We start from the raw sequence: 20,426 nt of genomic DNA on the forward strand, positions 1-20,426 counted from the left end.
GCCCGACGCCCTCCCACCCTACGAACATCATTAGTAAGTTGTCCGCAAGAATGAGTATCAACATCGATAGTGCGAACAGGTTCATGTAGGTAAAGAAGCGCGCGAAGTCTTCGTCGTGCGCCATGTACCCGACTGAGTAAAGATGAATTAGTGCGCCGACCCCAGTGACTATCATCACCATCACGCCGGATAGCGCATCGACGCGCAGTCCGAGGTCCGCGTGAAAGGGGCCACCCTCGATCCATCCCCAGAGAGGCTGGGCTAGTGCCCCGCCCGACGGCATCGCGATCAACTTCGAGAACGCCCACGTCGCAACTCCGAACGCGAGGAACATCACGCCCGGCCCGACGATATTGACCGCGGTGCGTCCCCATTTTGCGCCGAAGAACAAATTGAACACTACGCCGAGCGCCGGGAACAGCAGGATTAGCGCGAGTGCTGGAAACTCAACCGTCATTGGTTTTGGTCACCATCTCATTAGCGTCAACTCGTCGGCGTGAACGGTTTCGCGATTGCGAAAGGTCGAGATGATGATGCCGAGACCGACCGCCGACTCCGCCGCCGCGACCGTCATTACGAAAAAGACGATCACCTGACCGTCCATCGATCCCAGCCGGCTGCCGATCGCGATGAAAGCGAGATTCACCGCATTGAGCATTAGCTCGATCGACATGAACATCACGAGAATGTTGCGGCGGATGATCACGCCGGCCACGCCGATGGCGAAAATGATCGCGCTTAGCGACATCATGTAGGTGAGCGGAATCATGACGCGATTTTCTCCTCGACGCGCGGCTGCTCCTCGACCACCACCGGCAGACGGCGCGCGAGCGCTATCGAACCGACCACTGCAGCCAGCAGCAGCACGGAAGTCACCTCGAACGCGACCAGGTAGTCGGTGAACAGCTTGCTCGCGAGGCTTGCTAGCGAACCATAGCCGGCGGGCTCTTGCGTAAACTTTACCTGCAGATGGGGCGGCGCGAGGAGAAAAAACAGCTCGGTCACGAGCAGAGCAGCCCCGAGCGACCCGAAAGCCTTCAACGCGAGATGACCGGTCGGCCCGGTTTCGACTTGAAGATTCAAAAGCCAAATCACAAACAGGAACAGGACCATGATCGCGCCGGCATACACGATGATTTGCAGGAAGCCGACCACGACGGCGTTCTCGCCGATAAACAGGATCGCGATCGTCAGCAGCGTCGAGATCAAAGAGAGCAGCGAGTGAATCGGATTGCGCTGGATGATAACGCCGAGCGCGGAGACGATCGCCAATGCGCCGAGAAAAATATACAGGAACGGCGGCATCACTGGACTCTCCCGGTTGCCACCACGACGAACGCAGTCAGCAGTACATTCAGCAGCCCGAGCGGCACGAGCCCTTTCCATCCGAGGCGCATCAACTGGTCGTAGCGGAAGCGCGGCAACGTCCATCGCACCAGGCCGAGGAAGATGCACAGCGCGACGACCTTCACCAGGAACGCGATGATGCCGAGGATCGAGACGATCAGCGCCGGCACGGCGAGAAACGCGCCGCCCGGCAGATGGAATCCGTCGCGCAGCAGCCACGGAACCTGCCATCCGCCGAGGAAAAACGTCGTCAACAACATCGCGAGTAGCGCCTGCTCGGCGAAATCGGTAAGCATGAAGACGGCCTGCTTGCCGCCGGAGTATTCGGTGAAATAACCCTGGATCAGCTCCGAGTCGCTCTCGGGCAAGTCGAACGGGATGCGCTTGGATTCAGCAGCGCCCGCCACCAACAGCAGGATGAAAGCGAGCGGCTGCACGAAAATTCCCCAGCGCGGCAAAAATCCAAACCACACGCCGCCCTGCCCTCGCACGATTTCCTGCAAGTTCAGTGTGCCGAAGGTCATGATGACCGACACGATAGCGAGACCCATCGCCAGCTCGTACGAGATCATCTGCGCGGTCGCGCGAATTCCGCCTAGCAGCGCCCATCGATTGTTCGACGACCATCCTGCGAGCGCGACACCGTACACGCCGAGCCCGATCGTCGCGAGCAGATAGAGGGCGCCCGCGTTGAGGTTGGCGGCCTCGAGGCCGATGCGATGACCCGCAATCGAAATCGTGTCGCCGAACGGGATCACGACGAACGTGATCATCACCGGGAACAGCGCGAGGAATGGCGCGAGCGTGTGCAGGAATTTGTCCGCGCCGGCTGGCACGAAATCTTCCTTGGTGAACATTTTGACCGGATCGGCGATGGTGGTGTTGATGATGCCGAGGTTAGGCATGCCAAGTCGCTTGCCGAGGCCGGTGATGGTGACGCGATTCGAGCCGATTCGGTCCTGGATGAGCGCGCTGCCTTTGCGCTCGAAGTAGAGCAGGAACAGCGACAGGTTCAATCCGAGCAGGATCATAAGGATCGCTTTGATCGCGCCGGCGATTAGTTCAATGGTCACGTGCGGCCAGCTCGTCGATAAGTTTGAGGGTACTTTCTTCGGTGAGATTTTCGACGTACGTGTCCTGATTCAGCTGGAGCATCGGCGCAGTCCCGCACGAAGCCAGGCATTCGGCCGAGCCTAGCGTGAACTTTCCGTCGGGCGTCGTCTCACCGAGCTCGATTTTCAATTTGCGCCGGATGCAATCCACAATTTTGTCGGCGCCGCGCAACCGGCACGAAAGATTTGTGCACACGTCGAGCAGGTAGCGGCCGACCGGCTTGCGATGGAACATCGTGTAGAACGAAACGACCGCGCGCACATGAGCCGGCGGCAATTCCATCAGGTGCGCGACGTAGTCCTGGGTCGCGTCGCTGAGCCATCCGAACTCGCGCTGCGCAATCCACAGCGTCGGCAACAGCGCGGCCTGGCGCGTCGGATAGCGGCCGAGCAGTTGGCGGTACTCGTCGAGCGCCGCGTCGGAAAACCTGGGTTGATCGTTCTCGGGCATGGCAGAAGTATTACAGGGCCTTCAACGTAGGAGTTGGTCAGTTTGAGGAATCTAATGATTGGTAGCGAAAATTTCGCCAATCCGCCAGAGGTGCAAGCTTGCGTTCCCGAGCACGCCGCCAACTTGCGGGGTCCGGCAGAACGGGTTATCTATCGTCCGCGACTTCGAGGCAAGAGGCTTGAGCGGTTTGGATTAAAGCGCGCTGGTTGATTCGACCTATAAGCGCCTCGAAAATATTTACGCGATGCGAATTATTGCAGGACACGCTCACGGCAGACGGCTCAAGGCACCGCGCGGTTTGCTGACGCGGCCCACGTCGGCGCGGGCGCGCGAGTCGATCTTTTCGCGGCTGGCGGTGCGGATGGATCTCGACGGCGTCCGCGTACTCGACATTTTCGCGGGCAGCGGATCGCTGGGCATCGAATCGCTCTCGCGCGGCGCCGCGCATGTGACGTTTGTGGATTCGTCGCGCGATGCGGCCGCCGCGATTCGCGCAAATCTTTCAGAGCTTGAACTCTCTGATCGCGCGCGCATCGTCGTGTCGGAGGTGCATCGCGCACTCGTGGAGCTCGGACGCTCGAATGAGTCTTTCGATTTGGTATTTGTCGACGCGCCGTTCAAGGACGACATGAGCGCCGACGTTCTCGCGCTGCTCGGTGAATTCAATCTCGTCGCCCCTGGCGGATGGGTGGTAGTGGAACAATCGAAACGCGCGCCGGCGGCACCGCCCGCTCCTGAAGCCCACGAGCGCGCATTCGTTGCAACCATCGGCGATCATCGGATCGCCTTTTACCGGCGACCAGAATCGGCGCCGAGCGCAGAGTGACGGCCTAAAGGAAATGACGAAAGGCAAAGAGCGTTCCCCGTTGATCGCGGTTTATCCCGGCAGCTTCGACCCAATTCACAACGGTCACGTCGACGTAATCCGGCGCAGCGTCGCGATTTTCGACGAGGTGATCGTCGCGGTGACTTACAATCCGCACAAGGATGCGGCGCTGTTTTCCGGCGACGAGCGGGTCGAAATAATCCGCGAGGTTATTCGAGACCTCGAGCCGCGCGCGCGGGTGGACAAGTTCAGCGGGTTGTCGGTCGATTATGCGGAACGAATCGGCGCCAAAGTTTTAATTCGGTCGCTGCGCGCCGTGACCGATTTCGATTACGAGCTGCAGATGGCACAGATGAACAAGACGATGAGCCCCAACGTCGAGACCATTTTCATGTTCTCGAATCCACGGCTGTTCTTCAGCTCGTCGCACCTGATCAAGGAAGTCGCGGGGTACGGCAAGCGCCTGCCCGAGCTGGTGCCGGAGCTCGTGATCGAGCGGCTGCGCGCGAAGCTCAAAGTCGGTTAAGCGGTTCTTTCGAAACGCCGGGAAAGATACAATCTGTGGTCGTTCGCGATGGCCCGAGCGTCGCGCATCAATTTTTAGAATTCGGATTCAGGAAATGCTGAAGCTCAATCGCAGAATCGCTGCAATCAAACCATCAGCCACGCTGGCTGCTGACGCGCGCGCCACCGAAATGAAGCTCGCCGGAATCGACGTTATCTCGCTGGCGGCAGGCGAGCCGGACTTCGATACTCCCGAGCACATCAAAAAAGCCGCAGACAAGGCACTCGCCGCGGGACAGACGAAATACACTGCCGTCGGCGGAACCGCCGCTCTCAAAAATGCGATCAAGCTGAAACTCAAGCGCGATAACAACCTCGACTACGAGCCGCCCGAGATAATCGCGTCGGCGGGATGCAAGCAGGCCGAGGCCAACGTGATCAACGCGCTGTTCGATGAAGGCGATGAGGTGATCATCCCGACGCCGGCGTGGGTGAGTTTCGCCGCGATGGTTTCGCTGTCGGGCGCGGAGCCGAAGTTCGTGCCGTGCTCGGAAGAGTCAGGCTTCATGCTTGAGCCTGAGGCTTTGCGTCGCGCGATTACGACACGCACGCGCGGCATCATGCTGAATTCGCCGTCGAATCCGACCGGCGCCGTGTACGGTCCTGAACAGCTCACAGCGATTGCTCGGGTTCTGGTCGACACCGACATCTGGGTGATGTCCGACGACGTTTACGAGCACATCGCTTACGGCGAGTTTGCGCCGCATCTGTTCCATATCGAGCCGCGGCTCAAGTCTCATGGCATCGTGTTCAACTCGCTGTCGAAAACCTACGCGATGACCGGATGGCGCATCGGATTCGCGGCCGGGCCGAAGGAAGCGATCGCAGCTGCCGGGCGCTTGCAGAGCCAGAACAGCGGCAACCCCAATTCTATTACGCAAGCAGCCGCGATCGAGGCGCTGACCGGTCCGCAGGACGCGCTCAAGCCGATGCTCGAGGCGTTTCGCGAGCGCAACGCGCTGGTGGTTGAGCGCGTGCGGCGAATACCGGGCTTCAGGCTGCCCAACATTCCGCAGGGCGCATTTTATGCGTTCCCGAACGTGTCGGAGCTGCTCGGCAGCCGGTTTGGCGACAAGCAAATCACCGACGGCGACACGCTCGCCGCGTTCATTCTCGACGAGGCGCACGTCTCGCTGGTCGGCGGCAACGACTTCGGCGCGCCGGAACACGTCAGGCTTTCGTACGCCACTTCGGTAAAGAATCTGAACGAGGCTTTCGATCGCATCGAGCGCGCTGTCGCGAAGCTCAAGCGCTAGCGGCAGTATCGCTGATCAGTGCTTGCGCCACGGAGCGGGAAATTCGCCGGTCTCAAGCCAGTGCACATAGTCGGCGAGAATCTCGGCGTGATCGAACGCAAGCGGAGTCGGCGGATTGCGCGGATCGCATAGCGTGGCATTCTTTGCGTCATCAGCGCCGCGTGGCGTTCCCGACGTGCGCGCGACATACACCACTGTGATTGTCTGTCCGCGCGGATCGCGGTCAGGCCGCGAATACACGCCAAGCAACGCGCGAATTTCGACCTCGAGCGAGATCTCCTCGCGCGCCTCGCGCACGGCTGCCTCTTCGACAGTCTCGCCAAAATCGACGAAGCCGCCGGGAATTGCCCATCCCAGCGGGAAATTTTTACGCTCGATCAAAACGACTTTGTCGCCAATCTCAGCGATTATGTCGGCGGCTATCGGAGGACATTTCGGTCGTGGCATGATGCGATTCTAACATGGCGGTAACTTTATGCAGGTAGCTCGGCTTTACGACGTCGGCGACATCCGCGTCGAGGAAAGCGCGCGGCCGGTGGTCGGCGACGGCGACATCCTGGTCCGCGCGAGCGCATGCGGCATCTGCTCGGGCGACATCATGCCCTGGTACATGAAGCGCAAGGCGCCGCTCGTGTTCGGACATGAACCAGTCGGTGTCGTCGAAGAGGCCGGAGCGGCGGTCCGTGGATTCAAAACCGGCGATCGCGTTTTCGTGCACCATCACGCGCCCTGCTTCCAATGCGCCGCGTGCAGGCGGGGCGAATACGTTCAGTGCGCGACCTGGCGGGCAACCAACCTCATCCCGGGCGGGATGGCGGAGTTCTTTCTCGTGAGCGCGGCCAATCAGCGCGACACACTGAGGCTCCCGGACTCGGTTGCAGACGCCGACGGCGTGCTGATTGAGCCGGCCGCGTGCGTCGTCAAGTCGATCAAGCGCTCGGGATTAAAAGCTGGAGAGTCAATACTGATCATCGGTCTCGGCATCATGGGCATGATGCATGTGAAGCTGGCGCGGCATCTGGGCGCCGGCACAATCATCGGCGCCGACCTTTTTCATTCACGGGCCAAGCGCGCAATCGAGCTCGGCGCAGATCGCGGGATCGTGGTCGAGGGCGACAACCTCATCGAGCAAGTGCGCGAGATCACCAACGGCGCGATGGCCGACGTCGTGATCGTCGGGCCGGGCACGTCGAAGGCAATTGCCACCGGGATCGCCGCGGCCGGCAAAGGCGCCACCGTCGTGCAGTTCACGGCGACGCCGCCCGAAGACGAGTTACTCGTTAAGCCGCACGACTTGTACTTCAATGAGACGCGGCTGGTCCCGAGCTACTCATGCGGGCCGGACGAAACGCGCGAAGCGCTGTCGCTGGTCGAGCGCGGCGTGATCAATGCCAGAGAACTGGTGACGCATCGATTTCCACTGGCGCAGATCACCGAAGCGTTTGCGACCGCGCAAAAGCCGGAATCGCTGAAAGTGATAGTCACATTCGCGAGTTAGTCACACACAGCCCCAGACCTTGTAGACGGGCAAACCAGTAGTCAGAAAAGGCGGGGCCGTGACTGAGTAATCAGCCCGGCGGCTAGCAGCAAGATAGACAAACGAGGGCGGCTGCCGATGCAACCGCCCTCATTACTATCAAGCCTGAGCGAAATTACGGAGTGGCAGGAGCCGGTGCTGGAGCGCCGCTGTCCGGTGCTGGAGCTGCTTCGGCCGGTGCCGCTTCTGCTGCCGCGCGGTGACGACGGTGACGCATCGGATGATGCTCGGTCATCGTCTTCGACGCGATCGCTTCTGCGCGATCCGCAGCCGCTTTCGCATCGCTGGCCGCCTGCTCTACGCGGCTCGCCGCCGCCTGAGCCTGTGCCGCCGCAGCCGATGACTTCTGGGCCGCAGCGTCAGCGCGAGCGGCAGCCTGGTCCGCCTGGTTCGCTGCATTGACGGCGCGCTGTGCTGGATCCGGCTCGTTCGAGGAACATCCCGCGAACAACGAAAGGGACAACACAGCCCCGGCAAGCACGACCAGTTTCGAAGTTTTTCTCATTAACCCTTCCATTTATTCCTCCTAAGGAATGCGCAGGATTGTTGCTAGCTCGTTAACGGATCTCCTGCATTAAGACTCTCAATTTGTCGCACAAACTCCCAGTCCTATGCAAGCGTTGGTTGTGCGAATTGCTACTGTCTGTACTATTGACCCACTGGCTATTTGCATATAGCTCGTCGCGAGTAGTGTGTTATGACGAGAAGATTAAGACTCACTAGCTAACCGATGGTGTCGAGTTCATTTACGTCCACTCACAGCAGGATATTCGGTCTCATTGCCAATCTTCTCGCGCTCGGCATAGTCGTGAGTAACTACCCTAACACTCTAAGGTATTACTATCAGGCGAAGGCGAAAATGACTATTCGATTCGGATAGCGCATGGTTCCCGACTTATCGGCTTTTTCGTTCCCTGCGCGACTAGAAATCGTCGCCGTAGTCTTCCATACCGCCCATGCCTCCCATACCGCCCATGCCACCCATTCCGCCCATACCTCCCATCCCGCCCATTCCACCGCCGCCAGGCATCGCGGGCCTCGGCGCGAGCTTGGTCGGAGCCTCGGCCACTGCGGCCTCGGTCGTCAGCATCATCGAAGCAGCGCTGGCCGCGTTCTCGAGTGCGGAGCGAACGACCTTGGCCGGATCGATCACGCCGGCTTTGACCAGATCCTCGTAAACTTCGGTGGCGGCATTGAAACCGAAATCACCTTTGCCTTCGAGCACTGCGTTGAGGACGATTTCCGGTTCGTGACCGGCGTTGCGCGCGATCTGCCGAAGCGGCTCCGCCATCGCCGCCGCAACGATCCCCGCGCCGGCCTTCTTATCTTCATTGAGTCGGAGTGACTCCACCGCCGCGATTGCACGCACCAGAGCGACGCCGCCGCCCGGCACGATTCCTTCTTCGACCGCGGCGCGGAGCGCATGCACCGCATCATCGACGCGTGCCTTTTTTTCCTTCAGCTCGACTTCGGTCGCAGCGCCGACCTTGATCACGGCGACACCGCCGGTGAGCTTGGCCAGCCGCTCCTGCAGCTTCTCGCGGTCGTAGTCGGAAGTAGTCTCTTCGATCTGCCGGCGGATCAATTCAATTCGCCCCTGGATTTCTGACTTCTTGCCGGCGCCACCGATGATCGTCGTGTTGTCCTTGTCGATCAGAACTTTCTTCGCCTTGCCCAGTGAGGCGATCTCGACATTCTCGATCTTCGCACCGAGTTCCTCCGCGATCAGAGTGCCGCCGGTCAGGATCGCCATGTCCTGCAGCATTTCCTTGCGTCGATCGCCAAAGCCCGGCGCCTTTACCGCCGCAACTTTGATTGTCCCGCGCAATTTGTTTACGACCAGCGCGGCCAGCGCCTCGCTCTCGACGTCCTCTGCGATTATCAGGAGCTGGCGTCCGGTCTGCACCACGCTTTCGAGCAGCGGCAGGATTTCGCGCAGGTTCGAAAGTTTCTTCTCGTAGAACAGGATGAGCGGCTCGTCGAGCTCGGCCGTCAACTTGTCGGGATTGGTGACGAAATACGGCGACAGGTAGCCACGATCGAAGCGCATCCCTTCGACCAGGTCGAGGACGGTGTCCAACCCGCGCGCCTCTTCAACCGTGATCACGCCTTCCTTGCCGACCTTGTCCATCGCGTCGGCAACAATTTTTCCGATCGACCTATCGCCGTTGGCTGAGACCGTGGCGACCTGCTCGAGCCGATCGCGCTCCTTCACCGGCCGCGACATCTCCTTGATAGTCGCGACCGCCTTGATCACCGCGGCCTCGATCCCGCGCCGCAGTTCCATCGCGGGGAATCCCGCCGCGAGCAGCTTGATCCCCTCGCGCACAATTGCGCCCGCCAGCACCGTGGCGGTGGTCGTTCCGTCGCCGGCGACGTCGGAAGTCTTCTGCGCGACCTCGCGTATCAGCTTCGCGCCCATATTCTCGAAGCGATTCTCGAGTTCGATTTCCTTGACGACCGTCACACCGTCCTTGGTCACGGTCGGCGCGCCAAAACTCCGCTGAATCATGACGTTGCGACCCTTGGGCCCCAAGGTTATGCGCGCGGCTTCCGCCACCAGCGTCGCGCCCCTGACGATTCCGACTCGTGCTCTCTCGTGCAGCTCAACCGTTTTGGCTGGCATGTAAATATCTCCCCATATTGCTATCTCGTTCCTGGATTCATCCCGGACAAACCACCACCTCGGCGGCGAAGGGACCGATATGAATTTAAACATCACTGCGCGCGATGCAAGTGGAGAGGCCGTTTTGCGCTCCAAGTGGCGGATACAGCAGGATTTAGGTAGAGGATAGGACCGATGGAAACCGAATCTGCACGCCGCGCAACAGTTCCATTGCCTGTGTCGACCGGCAGCGGAGCACGAATACGGGCCTTATCTATCTTTATTGCGATCACAACAATTTTCCTCCTTGCAGGTTGCGCGGCTCATGACGTGCCTTTCCAAGTAGAAGGAAATCAAGGGCAGGTGGGTCATCCGCTCCATGCAGGCATCGTTCTGGATGAAAAAGCTGCCGGATGTGGCGGTCCTGCCGCCGGTGAGGCGCTGGTTGCCGCGCGCAGCCTTCCGCCGGGAATCCGGCAGAGCGGGCAAAACGATTGGTTATTCGAGGGAACGCCAACTCAATCGGGCCACTGGAAGACTCAGGTTACTTTGATCGATCTGGTATGCGACGGTCCCCGCCCCGATCAGACCCTGCCTTTAGAGTTCGATATCTCTCCGTAGGCGAACCGGCTTTATGAAATCGGCTGAGCATGCAAGGATGATCGTTGCACCCACCTGGATTTTCCGCGGAGGCTATTCAACGTGAAAACAATCATCCCGCGATTGGCGGCCAAGCGCACCACCAGCGCCGTGATAGCGATAATCTTTGGAGCGCTTGCCATCCTGCCAGCCTCGCTCGCGTCGGCGGCGTTAACTGATGGCGCTCGCGCGATAGGATCTCAGCTTCGGCAGCTCCCCCTTCAACTTGCGGCTGAGCCGGTGACCGAGCCAGAGCCCGCCGAGGCGACCGACGAAGATGACAAAGACGTTCCGACCAGCCAGGTCGACAAATACATCAGCGTCTACGAGTCGATGCAGAAGGACCACAACCTGACCGTCGAGCAGGCCGCTTCCAAACAGGGTCTCACGGTCGACCAGTTCAGGGCGCTCGAAAACAAAATCGAGGCGGACGACACATTGCGCGAACGAGTCCGCAAGGCGCTGAGGCACGCCGCGAATCCCAGCGATAAAGACTCATCGGACGATTGATGAGTGCTACGCGAACATCTCCGGCTCGCGCGATCGGAGCCAGACCAGTCCGCGGTACATATAATGTATGAATGAGGCTGCGGTGACGGCGACCGTCGCGATTAGCAGCGCGTTGAAATCCTCGGGCCAGTAGTTTCCCGCGCGCGCCAGCACCCCAATCACGCAGCCGAGCTGCATCACCGTGCTCAGTTTGCCGAGATAGCTCGGCCGCACAGGGACCCGCTCGCCGGTGAAGAACGAAATCATCAGGTAGCCGACGACGATCACGATATCGCGAATCATGACTACGCTAAGCAAATAGCCCGGCAGTTCGCCGTCGATTGTCAGCACGACGAAGGCCGACACCAGCATCAATTTGTCCGCGAATGGATCGAGAAACGCGCCCAGCTCGGTGCGCGAGTCGAACCATCTCGCCACCGCGCCGTCGAGTCCGTCGGTCACCGCCGCCGCCGCGAAGACGTAAAGCGCGGCCTCGTAACGCTGGCGCGTCAGAAATATCAGGAAGATTGGAATCGACCCGATTCGGCATAACGTCAGGAAATTCGGGAGATTCAGCAGTTTGCTGTATGAGGCCGGCGCTGGTTGCGCGCCGGGACGTGCGCGGATGCTGCTATGTGACGGAGCTGCCATGAAATCTAATTGGTGCGGTCAGCTTGCGGCGTCGGCGGCCTTGCGCAGGCGTCCCGCTACAGGAGCGCTCACGCGGGCTCGCATCGAAACCACGCCGTCGCGATACTCCTCGCTTAGCACTTCTCCATCCCTTCGCGCCATTGCCACCAGGTCACCGCGCAGGGCAGGGAAAGTGACCGATACTTCTTCGCGCGATCCGCCGAGATGGCGTTCGATCGCGTCGAGCAAATCGCCGAGGCCTTCGCCCTTCAGCGCCGAAATCGAGACCGCGTCATGCGCCCGGTTTCGATTCGCGCCGGGCTCGGCAAGGTCGGCTTTGTTCATGACGACGATCCGCGGCGCAGCTCCGGCGCCGATTTCCTGCAGCACTTCGTCGACAATTGTCATGCGATCGGCAGCCAGCGGCGAGCTCGCATCGACGACATGCAGCAGCATCGTCGCAGTACGCACTTCCTCGAGTGTCGCCTTGAACGCGTCGATCAGCATATGCGGCAGGCGATGGATAAATCCCACTGTATCGACCAGCATCACGTTCATTCCGCTCGGCAGCTTGAGCCGCCGAATCGTGGGATCGAGCGTCGAGAACGGACGATTGGCGACCTCGACGCCGGCGTCGGTCAGCGCGTTCATCAGCGTCGACTTGCCCGAATTCGTGTATCCCACCAGCGCGACAGTCGGAAATGGAACCTCGAGACGCCGGCGGCGCTGAATCGAGCGCGTGCGCTCGACCTGGCCGAGACGCTCTTTTAGGCGAGTGAGCCGCTCTCGCAGTCGGCGCCGGTCAACTTCGAGCTGCGTCTCACCGGGTCCGCGAGTGCCGACGCCGCCGCCCCCCGCGCCGCCGCCGCGAACGCGCGAAAGATGCGACCACTGACGCGTCAGCCGCGGTTGCAGATAACTGAGCTGCGCGATCTCCACCTGCAGCTTGCCCTCGAGCGTATGCGCGCGCTGCGCGAAAATGTCGAGAATCAGTTGGCTGCGATCGATCACGCGAATCTTGAGTTCATTCTCCAGATTGCGCGCCTGCGCCGGGCTGAGCGCGTCGTCGAAAATCGCGAGCGACGCGCCCTTCGATTGCGCCAGCTCGCGCACCTCGCCGGCCTTGCCTTTCCCGATGAAAGTGCGCGGATCAGGCGCTTTCAGCCGCTGCCGAACAACCCCAGCCACCTCCGCCCCAGCGCTTTCGGTCAAAGCTTTAAGTTCGTCGAGCGATTCGTCGGTGCCAATCCCCGCCTCGGAACCAAGTTCGATTCCAACCAGGACGGCGCTCTCGTGATGCTCATGGGCAACGTCGTAGGACTTAGCCAGATGATTACCTCAATCGCAGAGAATCTAACCATCAAGCCTATCAGATACCAGCAATCCTCGGTACGCCAAGCTCTGTACCTCTCCCTCCGAAGGGAGAGGTCGCGCCTCGGGCGCGGGTGAGGGCGCTTGGATTCAGCTCGATGCCAGCGCCCTCACCCGCCCGCCGACATAAATGTCGTCGGACGACCTCTCCCAGTGTGCGGCTAGCGACTTTGTCGCCACCCGCGGGAGAGGTGAAGATTTTCACATTAAATAAAGTGAATTCTCTCCTATCTCAACTCGACCGCGCCCGGCGCAAAAATCTGCTCCAGCTCGGCGACGAAGGTTTGCGTCGGCGTCACTCGGTAGCTGTCGCCTAGCAGCATCACTGCTTCGCGGCCGTCGTCGAGGCCGAGATGCAGGTACGTCATCGACTTGCCGCGATAACGCGCCAGCATCGCCTTCAGCGCGTCGAGGCCGCCGTTCTCCAACCGATTCATCGGAGCCGTGATACGCACCTCGCGGATTGAATCGAGCAGCGCCGAATCAAGCGGAACCAAACCTTCGAGGATTATCTGCGCGCGCTCGTCGTCGACGTCCAGCTTGCCGCGCGCGACCACAGGCTCGTCGCCCATGATAATCGCCTCGAACTTCTGATAGGTCTCCGACCATGCGATCGCCTCGACCGCGCCCTCGCGATCCTCGAGCGAGAACGTCGCGTAGCGTTTACCCGACTTGTTGTTCTTGAGTTTCACGGCATGGATCACGCCCGCTATCTGCACCGGGCTGCCGTCGGGCGCCGACGATAAATCCGCGGTGGTGACTTTGCTGATTCGCGCGAGTTCGCGCTCGTATTTGTCCAGCGGATGCGCCGTGATGTAGAAGCCGAGCGCTTCTTTCTCGAATTTCAACTTCTCGCGCGCGTCCCATTCCGGAATCGACTCGCGGGCCGCCGGCTTGGGCACTTTGATCGCACCGCCGAACAATCCAATCTGATTCTTCTCCGCGTCGCTCTGCGCCTTCTGGGCGAGCTTGATTGCATTCTCAGCTTCAGCCATCAGCGCGGCGCGCACCACGCTTACCGAATCGAACGCGCCACATTTGATAAGCGCGTCGAGCACCCGGCGGCTGATCAGCTGCGTGCCGACGCGCATGCAAAAATCCGCCATGCTCTCGAACGGCCCGTTGGCTTCGCGCTCCGCGACGATTGCTTCGCCCGGCTTGCTGCCGACGCCGCGAATCGCAGCCAGCCCGAAGCGAATCGCGCCGTCGGTGACCGCGAATTTCACCCGGCTCTGATTAACGTCCGGCGGCAGGATCGCGATCTTCATATCGCGCAGCGCCGCGATATTCTTGTAGGTCTTGTCGACGTCGTCCATGTCCAGCGACATCAGCGCCGCCATGAATTCGTGCGGATAGTGCGCTTTCAGGTAGCCGGTCGTGTAGGTGGTCAGCGCGTATGCGGCGGCGTGCGAGCGATTGAATCCGTATGACGCGAAGGTTTCGATCTTTTCGAAAATCGTGCTGGCGAGCGCGGCGTTGACGCCATTTTTTTTCGCGCCCTCGATGAAGCTCGCGCGCTCTTTTTCCATGACGGCTTTGTTCTTCTTGCCCATCGCGTAGCGCAGGACGTCCGCCTGTTCGAGCGAGTATCCCGCAAGCGCCTGCGCCGCGCGCATGACCTGCTCCTGGTACACGATTACGCCGTAAGTCTCGCGCAGCACCGGCTCCAGGAGCGGATGATCGTATTCGACCGGCTCCTTGCCGTGCTTGCGATCGACGTAATGCTGCACCATCGTCTTGCCGTCCTGGATCGAGTCGAGCGGACCCGGACGGAACAGCGAGCCCGCGGCGATCACGTCATCGAAGCAGGTCGGCTTGAGCTCGCTGATAAACCGGCGCATTCCCGAGCTTTCGAGTTGGAACACGCCGACCGTGTCCCCGCGTGCGAGCATCCGGTAGGTATCGGCGTCGTCCAGCCGCAGCCGATTCAGGTCGGGAGCTTCCTTACCGCCGGCCTTGATCAGCGTGAGCGTGTCAGCGATCAGCGTCAGGTTCTTGAGTGCGAGGAAGTCGAACTTGATGAGCCCGATCTCATCGACACCCTTCATCGAATACTGCGTGATCGACAGCGCCGCCTCGTCGCGTTCCTTGTCGACGTAGAGCGGCACGAGATCGGTGAGCGGCTGATCGGAGATCACGACGCCAGCGGCATGGCGCGACGCATGGCGCAGCAGGCCTTCGAGCTTGAACGCGTAGTTGAAAAGATCCGGATGCAGTTTGCGCTCGGCCTTGAGCCGCGGCTCCATATCGAGCGCATCGGCGAGCGGAAAATCGCGGCCCTGCTTGGGCGCCGGATACAGCTTGACGATTTTGTCGGTCTCGGCGAACGACAGCCCGAGCACGCGCCCGACGTCGCGAATCGCCTGCTTGCCCTTAATCGTGCCGAACGTGATTATCTGCGCGACGCGATCGTCGCCGTACTTCTTGCGCACGTACTCGAGCACTTCGTCGCGCCGCTCGAAGCAAAAATCCACATCGATATCCGGCATCGACTTGCGTCCCGGATTCAGCCATCGCTCGAACAGCAACCGATGCTCGACCGGGTCGACCTCGGTGATCCCCAGCGCGTACGAAACCAGGCTGCCGACCACCGAGCCGCGGCCCGGACCGACCGGAATTCCACGTCCGCGCGCGTAGCCGATAAAGTCGGCGACAATTAACAGGTAGCCCGAGAAACCCATCTCACGAATCACCGGAATCTCGCGGTCGATGCGCTCCTGGTATTGCGACTCGTCGACGTCGGCGCGCCGCGCGCGTATTTCAGTCAAGCGTGCCGTCAGTCCCTCGCGCGCGTGAGTCTCCATCTCGGCGTCGAGGTCAACGCCCGGCCCGGACTTGTATACCGGGAAATGAAACTTGCCGAACTCGAATTCAAAATCGATTCGCCGCGCGATCTCGACGCTGTTGCGGACCTCTTCCGAATCCGCTCCGAACGCGGTCGCCATCTCGGCGGGCGTTTTGACGTAAAGCTCGTCGGTATCGAAGCGCCAGCGCGTCTCGTCGGCCATCGTCTTGCCGGTCTGGATGCAGAGCAGGACTTCGTGAGCCTTGGCGTCGTCGCGATGCAGGTAGTGACAATCATTGGTCGCCACCAACGGCAGCCCGACCTGCTTGCCGATTTCGCGGAGCGCCTCGTTGTACGGCGAATGGAGCTTGTTGTCCTGGAGCTCGAGATAGTAGCGCCCCGGAAACATCTTCGCGTACGACTCGGCCGTCTCGCGCGCCTTGTCCATGCGATTCGCTCTGAGCCATCGCGCAATTTCGCCCGACAGGCATCCCGACAACACGATCAGCCCGTCGGACAGCTCGCCGAGGATTTCCTTATCGACCCGCGGCTTGTAGTAGAGGCCGTCCTGGTACGCGGTCGTGAGAAGCCGGCACAGATTTCGGTAACCGTCGCGATTCTGCGCAAGCACGATCAGATGAAAATTGCCGCCACCGTCGAAGTCGTCGCTGCGCGGAACCTGGCTGCGATCAGTGCGCTTGCCCGGCGCGAGATAAACCTCGCATCCGATGATTGGCTTAATCCCGGCGGCTTTGGCCTTCTGATAGAACTCGACCGCGCCGAACATGTTGCCGTGGTCGGTCATCGCGATCGCTTCCATCCCCGACGCCTTGGCGTGATCGATCAGCGGCCCGATTTTGTTGGCGCCGTCGAGGAGGCTGTACTGCGTATGGACGTGAAGATGGACGAAACTCATAGCGGCCCCTCCCCCTGCACCAGGCTCGCAGCATACGCCGCGCGCCCGCTCCCCTCACATCTGATTGCTCGCGCGCGTCGAAGATTTCCCAACAACGCGCGCGAGCGAGATACCGAAAAAACTACTTCTTCTTTTCGGCGGCCTCGGGCTTCTTGGCCGCAGCCTTGTCTCCGCCTTCTTTGGCCGCGCCCTCTGCGGGAGCTGCCGCCGCGCCTTCCGCCGGAGCAGCACCTTCGACCGCAGCGCCTTCGACCGCTTCCGGTGCCGCAACCACCGCGACTTCCGCGACAGTCGGTGGCAGTACGGTGACCACCGGGTAATCGGTATCGAAGATCGGCTTGGCGTTGTCGGGAAATTTCACCGCTGACACGTGGATGACGTCATGGATATCGATTTCGGTGACGTCAACCTCGATTTGGTCAGGAATCTCCAGCGGCAGGCATTCCACTGTCGCGGTGCGCTGGAGCGGCGCGAGGATTCCGCCGTTCGCAACGCCCTTGGGCTTGCCGACGAACTTAAATGGCACCTCGACCCGAATCGCGCGATTGAGATCGACCTCGTACAAATCCGCGTGCAGAATTTCGCCCGACACCGGCGCGCGCTGCAGGTCCTTGAATATCACGTGCCTGCCGTCGAGCTCCGCGGTGTTCGATTTGAGCTTGATGATACGCGTGTGCGCGGCCGCCGCAATCCTGGCCTTCAGCTCGAGGCGATCAACCGCGAGCGCCATCGGCGTAGTCGTCGGTCCGTACAATATTGCAGGCACGCGGCCGTTGCGCCGCAGCGCGTTATTCTGACCCTTGGGTCGGGTCGCACGTTTCTCGCAGGCTAGTTCACCGGTCTCCATTGTTTCCTCGCTTGATGGTTCGCGCGCTCAGGCAAAGAGCGAGCTCACCGACTCCGAATTATGAATTCGCTTCATCGCTTCCGCCAGCAGGCTCGCGACCGACAGACTGTGGAGCTTGTGCAGCTCGGCCTGTGCCTTCGCGCGCAGCGGAATCGTGTTGGTCGTAACAATTTCCGTGATGTTCGATTTGTTCAGCCGCTCGCACGCCGGGTCCGATAATATCGGATGGGTCGCGACGGCGATCACTTCGGTCGCCCCCGCATTGGAGACGACCTTGGCCGCCTCGGTGATAGTCCCGGCAGTATCGATCATATCGTCGACCAGCAGCGCGATCGAATCTTTCACCTCGCCGACCAGTTGCATCTCGGCGACTTCACTCGCACGCCGGCGCCGCTTGTCGATGATCGCGAGGTTCGCATTGAGCCGCCGAGCGTAGGCGCGGGCGCGTTCAACACCGCCCGCGTCAGGCGACACGACAGATACCTTCTTCCCGTCGATTCGCTTGCGCAGGTAGGAGATCAACACTGGCATCGCGTAGAGGTTGTCAACCGGGATATTGAAGAAGCCCTGGATTTGGCCCGCATGTAGATCAACCGTCAGCACGCGATTCACGCCCGCCGTCGTGATCAGGTCGGCGACCACCTTCGCGCTGATCGGCACGCGTGGTGCGACCTTGCGATCCTGGCGCGAATAGCCGAAGTACGGAATCACGGCAGTGATACGACCGGCTGACGCGCGCCGGAGCGCGTCGGTGAGCAGGATCAGCTCCATCAGGTTTTCGTTGGGGGGCGTGCATATCGACTGGATGATAAAACAGTCGCCGCCGCGGACGTTTTCGCGAACTTCGATCATCACCTCGCCGTCGGGAAAGCGGCCGACCTCGGCTTCGCCCATCTTCACGCCAAGATGCTCCGTGACCTCGCGCGCGAGCGCGGGGTTCGAGTTCCCGGTGAAAACTTCGAGCTGGTCTTTGACCCTGTCCGACATTTCAATTCCCTCGCGTCGCGATCATCGTGCGGTTTTCAATCGTCGCACACCGTGGTTAAGCCTGGCTGGGCGGGAAGGATTCGAACCTTCGAATGCCAGGTCCAAAGCCTGGTGCCTTACCAGCTTGGCGACCGCCCAGCGCATTTGGATTCAAAGGCCCAGGAGCCGAGCTTCCCATATCAACATCGTCAAAATAGCAGCCGGCGAAACGCCACTCGGGCGCTCAGCCGGCGAAACAAGCGATCCAATCTATTCGAACCGAACTGTCGCGCGACCGCACCGGACAATCAAATCAATCAACTCAAGCTGTCCCGCCGAACCTGCGTCGCGCCGAACCTGCCCGGACTTTTCGACTTTAGCAGCCTGCGTGCAGGAATTGCGATGTTATTGATGCGGTTTTTCGCTGTCAATCCGGCGCCAGTGCACACATGCACAGATATGGCGAATTGGTGGATATATCAGGCCACTTCGTCGTCGGATTCGCCGTCGAGGGTCGAGGTCGCGATCACGGTGGCGAACGGCGCGCGCTTGCGAATTCTGGTTGCCGCACTTTCGGCCTCTTCGGTCGATTCGAACACGCCAAAAACCGCCCCGCCACTGCCCGACATATGCGCCGCTAGTGCGCCCGAATCTTCAAGTAACCCTTTAAGGCGCCGAATTTCCGGAAACTGCGCGATCGCGACCGCCGCGAGGTCGTTCACTAAAAACTCGGGCGCGATCTCGCCGCGCATGATCGCTTCGAGGTGATCGTCGGGTGCCTCGCCGCTCCATCCCGCGGGCTCGAGCGCGCGAAAGATCGCGGCCGTCGAAACCTCGAACGGCGGCACGGCTATAACTATCGGCATCGACGGAATTTCCTCGATAGGCATAATTCTTTCGCCGATCCCCGTCACCCGCGAAGGCCGCGGATCGAGAAAAAACGGAACGTCCGCCCCGAGCGTCAGCGCGATTCGACGCAACCTGCCCGGCGCATCGTCGTCAGTGAGCTGCGCCGCCGCAGCCATCATGCACAAAACTGTGGCGGCGTCGCTCGATCCGCCGCCCAGGCCAGCGCCGATCGGGATGTGTTTTTTGAGATCGATTGAAACGTCGGCGGCCAGATCGAATTCGCTCATGAACGAGCGCGCGGCGCGCGTCGCCAGGTTGTCCTTGCTTCGCGCCAGTTCCGGAAGATTGCAGGTGAGGCTGACCGAGGGCTCACCGGCAGCGCGAATTTCGATCCGGATTTCGTCGGCGAGCGAGAGCGGCAGAAATACCGAGTCGAGTTCGTGATAGCCGTCGCCGCGGCGCCCGGTTACGCGCAGGAACAAATTGATCTTCGCGCATGCGCGCCCGGACAGTTCCGTTACCATGATGAAGATTCTATTGAGGAGCGCGGGGCGCGCCCGGCAATCCGCGCGGCAGATGTGGGTCGTCCTCGGGGCGGCGAAACGCACGGCGCGAATCCTGCTGAATCACCGTGATGAAGCCCAACAGAGTGATCAGCAGCCCGATCAACACCATCGCGCGTCCCGCGAGGAAGGCGGCGTGATAAAAATCCATTCTTGCTGTCGCATATGACGCTTGCCGCTGCTCTGCGGTGAGCGGCGCGAGGACAGCAGCGCCTTCGTCGAGTTCGTCAAAACTGCGGTAGTCCGTCGCGGCGTCGGCCGGATGCTGATGCGCGATGATCATGCGGCTATAAATCTGAGTGCGTTCGACACCGAGAATCCAGTTGGCGGCGCCCAGCATTACCAGCCCGAGGCCGACCACTATCTTCCAGTCGGTATATAAGTCAGGAAGCTTCATTCATTCCCTCATTCGAGACTAAGGCGCAAAAGCAAGGAAAACAATGCCAGCGTGCGCGATCTATTAACTGGCAGATACGGATAGGAAGGATCCGGGATTCTTCGCTTCGCTCTGAATGACATCGGAGAAGAACCGGAGTGCAAAATGGCGTCTTCGCCATTTTGCGGTTTCTTGATTACTGGGTGCAGGGGTCACCCCTGCCCAAGGAAGCGTGAAACCCACCGCGGGTTTCACATTCAATTAAGTGATCCCTTTCCTACTTCGGTGTATCCGGGA

General features: G+C 60.7%; 20 protein-coding genes, 1 tRNA gene and 1 pseudogene. 6 read left to right on the plus strand and 16 right to left on the minus strand.

Annotated features, from left to right (window positions below):
- The 5 genes and pseudogenes from WB650_RS09130 to nuoE all read right to left on the minus strand — a co-directional run.
- Positions 1–457 (minus strand): annotated as a pseudogene (locus WB650_RS09130) (NADH-quinone oxidoreductase subunit L); the annotation flags it as partial.
- Between the two features lie 9 nt (positions 458–466).
- Positions 467–769, minus strand: a complete 303-nt coding sequence (gene nuoK, locus WB650_RS09135; RefSeq protein ID WP_422303416.1) for an NADH-quinone oxidoreductase subunit NuoK — start codon at positions 767–769, stop codon at positions 467–469.
- A complete protein-coding gene (locus tag WB650_RS09140) occupies positions 766–1,305 on the minus strand; it encodes an NADH-quinone oxidoreductase subunit J (RefSeq protein WP_422303415.1) in 540 nt (179 codons plus the stop codon). The genes nuoK and WB650_RS09140 overlap by 4 nt, the downstream gene beginning before the upstream one ends.
- Positions 1,305–2,420, minus strand: coding sequence for a complex I subunit 1/NuoH family protein (locus tag WB650_RS09145; RefSeq protein ID WP_423960227.1), 1,116 nt, complete (start codon positions 2,418–2,420; stop codon positions 1,305–1,307). Before WB650_RS09145 ends, WB650_RS09140 begins: the two co-directional genes overlap by 1 nt.
- Positions 2,410–2,910, minus strand: coding sequence for an NADH-quinone oxidoreductase subunit NuoE (gene nuoE / locus WB650_RS09150; protein WP_422306470.1), 501 nt, complete (start codon positions 2,908–2,910; stop codon positions 2,410–2,412). Before nuoE ends, WB650_RS09145 begins: the two co-directional genes overlap by 11 nt.
- Positions 2,911–3,154: 244 nt before the next feature.
- Between nuoE and rsmD the strand changes: the two genes are divergently transcribed.
- The 3 genes from rsmD (at position 3,155) to WB650_RS09165 (ending at position 5,556) form a co-directional block, all read left to right on the plus strand.
- On the plus strand, positions 3,155–3,736 hold the full coding sequence (rsmD, locus tag WB650_RS09155) for a 16S rRNA (guanine(966)-N(2))-methyltransferase RsmD (protein ID WP_422306468.1): 582 nt from the start codon (positions 3,155–3,157) through the stop codon (positions 3,734–3,736).
- A gap of 13 nt (positions 3,737–3,749) precedes the next feature.
- A complete protein-coding gene (gene coaD, locus WB650_RS09160) occupies positions 3,750–4,262 on the plus strand; it encodes a pantetheine-phosphate adenylyltransferase (RefSeq protein WP_422291845.1) in 513 nt (170 codons plus the stop codon).
- Positions 4,263–4,356: 94 nt separating this feature from the next.
- Positions 4,357–5,556, plus strand: coding sequence for a pyridoxal phosphate-dependent aminotransferase (locus tag WB650_RS09165; RefSeq protein WP_422306466.1), 1,200 nt, complete (start codon positions 4,357–4,359; stop codon positions 5,554–5,556).
- Positions 5,557–5,571: 15 nt separating this feature from the next.
- Here WB650_RS09165 and WB650_RS09170 read toward each other — a convergent pair whose 3' ends face one another.
- A complete protein-coding gene (locus WB650_RS09170) occupies positions 5,572–6,003 on the minus strand; it encodes an NUDIX domain-containing protein (protein ID WP_422306464.1) in 432 nt (143 codons plus the stop codon).
- 28 nt (positions 6,004–6,031) lie between these two features.
- Between WB650_RS09170 and WB650_RS09175 the strand changes: the two genes are divergently transcribed.
- Positions 6,032–7,054, plus strand: coding sequence for an alcohol dehydrogenase catalytic domain-containing protein (locus tag WB650_RS09175; RefSeq protein WP_422306462.1), 1,023 nt, complete (start codon positions 6,032–6,034; stop codon positions 7,052–7,054).
- A gap of 154 nt (positions 7,055–7,208) precedes the next feature.
- On the opposite strand, the gene WB650_RS09180 is transcribed toward WB650_RS09175, so the two are convergent.
- Together WB650_RS09180 and groL are read right to left on the minus strand one after the other, a co-directional pair.
- Positions 7,209–7,598: a hypothetical protein gene (locus WB650_RS09180; RefSeq protein WP_423960229.1), complete on the minus strand. Its 390-nt coding sequence runs from the start codon at positions 7,596–7,598 to the stop codon at positions 7,209–7,211.
- A 417-nt stretch (positions 7,599–8,015) separates the two neighbouring features.
- Complete coding sequence (gene groL / locus WB650_RS09185) at positions 8,016–9,719, minus strand: chaperonin GroEL (protein ID WP_422306458.1); 1,704 nt, start codon at positions 9,717–9,719, stop codon at positions 8,016–8,018.
- Positions 9,720–9,893: 174 nt separating this feature from the next.
- On the opposite strand from groL, the gene WB650_RS09190 reads away from it, so the two are divergent.
- Together WB650_RS09190 and WB650_RS09195 are read left to right on the plus strand one after the other, a co-directional pair.
- Entirely contained in the window at positions 9,894–10,319 is a 426-nt protein-coding gene (locus tag WB650_RS09190; RefSeq protein WP_422306456.1) for a hypothetical protein, read from the plus strand.
- 81 nt (positions 10,320–10,400) lie between these two features.
- Positions 10,401–10,847: a hypothetical protein gene (locus tag WB650_RS09195; protein WP_422306454.1), complete on the plus strand. Its 447-nt coding sequence runs from the start codon at positions 10,401–10,403 to the stop codon at positions 10,845–10,847.
- 6 nt (positions 10,848–10,853) lie between these two features.
- Here WB650_RS09195 and WB650_RS09200 read toward each other — a convergent pair whose 3' ends face one another.
- The 8 genes from WB650_RS09200 to WB650_RS09235 all read right to left on the minus strand — a co-directional run bounded on the left by WB650_RS09200 (position 10,854) and on the right by WB650_RS09235 (position 20,150).
- Entirely contained in the window at positions 10,854–11,477 is a 624-nt protein-coding gene (locus WB650_RS09200; protein WP_422291837.1) for a CDP-alcohol phosphatidyltransferase family protein, read from the minus strand.
- Between the two features lie 18 nt (positions 11,478–11,495).
- Positions 11,496–12,785, minus strand: coding sequence for a GTPase HflX (gene hflX / locus WB650_RS09205; protein ID WP_423960235.1), 1,290 nt, complete (start codon positions 12,783–12,785; stop codon positions 11,496–11,498).
- Between the two features lie 269 nt (positions 12,786–13,054).
- Positions 13,055–16,528 carry a DNA polymerase III subunit alpha gene (gene dnaE, locus WB650_RS09210; RefSeq protein ID WP_422301762.1) on the minus strand — a complete coding sequence of 1,158 codons (3,474 nt, stop codon included), beginning with the start codon at positions 16,526–16,528 and terminating at the stop codon, positions 13,055–13,057.
- Between the two features lie 121 nt (positions 16,529–16,649).
- Positions 16,650–17,375 carry a 50S ribosomal protein L25 gene (locus tag WB650_RS09215; protein ID WP_422301764.1) on the minus strand — a complete coding sequence of 242 codons (726 nt, stop codon included), beginning with the start codon at positions 17,373–17,375 and terminating at the stop codon, positions 16,650–16,652.
- A gap of 27 nt (positions 17,376–17,402) precedes the next feature.
- Complete coding sequence (locus WB650_RS09220; protein WP_423960233.1) at positions 17,403–18,362, minus strand: ribose-phosphate diphosphokinase; 960 nt, start codon at positions 18,360–18,362, stop codon at positions 17,403–17,405.
- Between the two features lie 62 nt (positions 18,363–18,424).
- Positions 18,425–18,500, minus strand: a tRNA-Gln gene (locus tag WB650_RS09225).
- 320 nt (positions 18,501–18,820) lie between these two features.
- Positions 18,821–19,714, minus strand: coding sequence for a 4-(cytidine 5'-diphospho)-2-C-methyl-D-erythritol kinase (locus tag WB650_RS09230; RefSeq protein ID WP_422305684.1), 894 nt, complete (start codon positions 19,712–19,714; stop codon positions 18,821–18,823).
- Between the two features lie 10 nt (positions 19,715–19,724).
- The gene (locus WB650_RS09235; protein WP_422305686.1) at positions 19,725–20,150 is read right to left on the minus strand and encodes a hypothetical protein; all 426 of its coding nucleotides are present in this window, start codon (positions 20,148–20,150) and stop codon (positions 19,725–19,727) included.
- Positions 20,151–20,426 lie beyond the last annotated feature (276 nt).

The organism is Binatus sp. (SeqCode), from assembly GCF_049584895.1.
Classification (GTDB): Bacteria; Desulfobacterota; Binatia; order Binatales; family Binataceae; genus Binatus.

Coding starts and splice junctions, on each gene's coding strand:
- nuoK (WP_422303416.1), bottom strand. CDS start 769: ATGATTCCGCTCACCTACATGATGTCGCTAAGCGCGATCATTTTCGCC.
- WB650_RS09140 (WP_422303415.1), bottom strand. CDS start 1,305: ATGCCGCCGTTCCTGTATATTTTTCTCGGCGCATTGGCGATCGTCTCC.
- nuoE (WP_422306470.1), bottom strand. CDS start 2,910: ATGCCCGAGAACGATCAACCCAGGTTTTCCGACGCGGCGCTCGACGAG.
- rsmD (WP_422306468.1), top strand. CDS start 3,155: ATGCGAATTATTGCAGGACACGCTCACGGCAGACGGCTCAAGGCACCG.
- coaD (WP_422291845.1), top strand. CDS start 3,750: ATGACGAAAGGCAAAGAGCGTTCCCCGTTGATCGCGGTTTATCCCGGC.
- WB650_RS09165 (WP_422306466.1), top strand. CDS start 4,357: ATGCTGAAGCTCAATCGCAGAATCGCTGCAATCAAACCATCAGCCACG.
- WB650_RS09170 (WP_422306464.1), bottom strand. CDS start 6,003: ATGCCACGACCGAAATGTCCTCCGATAGCCGCCGACATAATCGCTGAG.
- WB650_RS09175 (WP_422306462.1), top strand. CDS start 6,032: ATGCAGGTAGCTCGGCTTTACGACGTCGGCGACATCCGCGTCGAGGAA.
- WB650_RS09180 (WP_423960229.1), bottom strand. CDS start 7,598: ATGAGAAAAACTTCGAAACTGGTCGTGCTTGCCGGGGCTGTGTTGTCC.
- groL (WP_422306458.1), bottom strand. CDS start 9,719: ATGCCAGCCAAAACGGTTGAGCTGCACGAGAGAGCACGAGTCGGAATC.
- WB650_RS09190 (WP_422306456.1), top strand. CDS start 9,894: ATGGAAACCGAATCTGCACGCCGCGCAACAGTTCCATTGCCTGTGTCG.
- WB650_RS09200 (WP_422291837.1), bottom strand. CDS start 11,477: ATGGCAGCTCCGTCACATAGCAGCATCCGCGCACGTCCCGGCGCGCAA.
- dnaE (WP_422301762.1), bottom strand. CDS start 16,528: ATGAGTTTCGTCCATCTTCACGTCCATACGCAGTACAGCCTCCTCGAC.
- WB650_RS09215 (WP_422301764.1), bottom strand. CDS start 17,375: ATGGAGACCGGTGAACTAGCCTGCGAGAAACGTGCGACCCGACCCAAG.
- WB650_RS09220 (WP_423960233.1), bottom strand. CDS start 18,362: ATGTCGGACAGGGTCAAAGACCAGCTCGAAGTTTTCACCGGGAACTCG.
- WB650_RS09230 (WP_422305684.1), bottom strand. CDS start 19,714: ATGGTAACGGAACTGTCCGGGCGCGCATGCGCGAAGATCAATTTGTTC.
- WB650_RS09235 (WP_422305686.1), bottom strand. CDS start 20,150: ATGAAGCTTCCTGACTTATATACCGACTGGAAGATAGTGGTCGGCCTC.